A 2,567-nucleotide genomic window follows, 5' to 3' on the forward strand; every position below is an offset into this window, starting at 1 on the left:
TGTTGTTGATCGAAAATGAAGGCAACACAAGGGTAGGCACCCCCGTCCTCCAAGGTGCTAAAGTTGATGCTAAGATTGTTGAGCATCTCAGAGGTGACAAAGTTCTTGTTTTCAAAAAGAAAAGAAGAAAAGGTTATCAAACATTAAATGGTCATCGTCAAGAATTGACAAAGATCAGCATTGAAAATATTACTGAATAACAAACCCGAAAAAATTTAAATTATGGCACATAAAAAAGGTGTTGGTAGTTCATCAAACGGTCGTGAATCCCAAAGTAAACGTTTGGGCGTAAAGGTTTTCGGTGGTCAAGCTGTTATCGCTGGTAACATTATCGTCCGTCAACGTGGTACAAAACACAATCCAGGTGAAAACGTAGGTTGCGGTAAAGATCATACTCTCTACGCTCTTACAGACGGTATCGTTGAATTCCGTAGAAGAAGAGACGATCGTTCATACGTTTCAGTTATCCCAGTTGATGCTGAAATCGCAGAATAATCGTTACAGATAAAACGAACAGAAAAAAATCCCGAATTTCAATTGAAGTTCGGGATTTTTTTATTTGAAACTCAGAAACTCAAAAACTCAGAAACTCAAAATTACAGTACCTTAAAAAACTTCTGAGATTTTGAAGTTTAAAAAATCCTATTAGAATTCATGGAAGTAAATTGTACAATTTTATAATAAAGTGTAATGTTTATTACGGTTTTATGAATTTTAATAATTAAATTTGCGAAACTGAATTTTACAAAGCGTAATCTATGAAAAAATTTTCTTGCATATTATCATTGTATAGTTGTTGCAGTAATAATGCTTGTTTAAATGCAAAACTCATGTATACGAAAAAATTATTTCAAGCAATCATCCTAAGTATGGTGGCACTATGCTTAGGATGTTCAAAATCCAATATAAAAACCACTTTAGAATATGTTCAATGTGCGAAAAACGCTGTTGAAGACAATAAATATGTGAGTATAAAATTAACCAAGCATTCGCTTTTTAACGATATCGAAGACCCAACTGAGGTGTTTTATATTATTTATTGCTACGACAAAAAAAATCCATCTTTCACTGTTATCAATTCTGATTCAACAAAAACAATGATATTTGATAAAGAAAACTATTTTCTAATAGATCATAATACCAGAGAAATAGCATGTATAAACAAATGTAACAGTAATGGTAAAAAGGCTTATTGGAATATGAAAAATCATGCTAAAGGATATTTAAGAGAAATGCCTTATTATCACCAACTATTAGAAAAAGATCTTTATTCCGGCAACCAATTGATACACAAATCTGTCACTGACACATTTATTGATGGTAAAAAAACAAAGGTGTTTGCAAGTTTAACACCTATTGGATACATATACAACAACACAACATCAAAATATGACATCCCTATCCAGTATAGTGTTTATTCCTACGTAAATGTACACAATTATCATATTGATAGTGTTTTCATCAAAAACATCACAAACAATGATTTTGAACTAAAAACAACATATATCATTTCTGACATATCATTTGAAGACAAACAATCATTTTTTGAGTCAGTTTTAGATTTCAGCAAATCTATTTACTGTGATTATTCATTTCATGACGCAGACAATTTGCCTTATAGCATGAGGGGTTCTACAAATGATACAATCAATAATGCCATAAAAAACTATCCTCTGGTTTCTATACATGGAGACACGACATACATTAAAGACAAAAACTCTTGGATCTTATTAAATCTATGGTGTAAAGATTGCCCTTCTTGCATAGAAACCCTACTTAATTATAAAAACGAAATTGATTCTTTAGGATATAGGATACTTGAAAAAGAGGGAATTGAAATACTTGCAATAAATTATAAAACAGACAATATAGCTTTGTTGGAAAATATAGCTAAAAAAACATCTTCAAAAGATATTATGTATTCAGCAAAGGGTTTTAACACTTGTATCAGCATACCTTATCTTGGTTATTATTATCTTATTACTCCAGACAAAAACATTGTTTATAAAGATCATAATTTAGGAGATTATTCAAAACTATTAAACGCAAAAAAAGGATATGAAAAATAGCATCATTCAAAAATGAATATTATTAATTTTATTTTTACTAAGTCTAATTGCAAAAATATCAGCTCAAAGCGATGCGAAAATTGAATTCATTAATGCAACTCACGATTTTGATACAATAAAGCAAAAATCAGTCGCCAAATATTGTTTTGAATTTACAAACGTTGGCAATTACTCTGAAGGCAACGAGAAACATGTATTAAGAATCAAAGGGTTTGTTGTAGAATGATTTTTTTGTTTTAGGAGCCCGTTGCGTTAGGGATTGCAGCGGCATCCTTTGCGAGCAAATTGGGGATGGGATTTGGGAACGGGATTTGGGGACGAGAACGGGTTTTTGGGAGCGAGATGGAAATGATGGCGAGCAAAGATATAGCGGAAAGCCCGACGCGAAGCGGAACGCCCAGATAAAGTGTAGAGTGTAGAGTTGAGAGTGTAGAGTTGAGAGTGTAAAGTTTAGAGTTCTGTGTCAATGATATGTGTCAAAAAAAAACTTTCGCCTTT

At 32.2% G+C, this 2,567-nt stretch carries 3 protein-coding genes; all 3 read left to right on the forward strand.

Features of this window, described 5'->3' with window-relative positions; translation table 11 throughout:
- Positions 1–200: 50S ribosomal protein L21 (gene rplU, locus ACKI4K_RS06325; protein WP_407423361.1), on the forward strand; the 200-nt coding region annotated here is incomplete at its 5' end.
- A gap of 22 nt (positions 201–222) precedes the next feature.
- Positions 223–495 carry a 50S ribosomal protein L27 gene (rpmA, locus tag ACKI4K_RS06330; RefSeq protein ID WP_407423363.1) on the forward strand — a complete coding sequence of 91 codons (273 nt, stop codon included), beginning with the start codon at positions 223–225 and terminating at the stop codon, positions 493–495.
- A gap of 335 nt (positions 496–830) precedes the next feature.
- Positions 831–2,069 (forward strand): TlpA family protein disulfide reductase, encoded by a 1,239-nt coding sequence (locus ACKI4K_RS06335; protein WP_407423365.1) that lies wholly within the window; start codon positions 831–833, stop codon positions 2,067–2,069.
- Positions 2,070–2,567 lie beyond the last annotated feature (498 nt).

It is taken from the genome of Methanobrevibacter sp. (genome assembly GCF_045644645.1).
GTDB lineage: Archaea > Methanobacteriota > Methanobacteria > Methanobacteriales > Methanobacteriaceae > Methanocatella.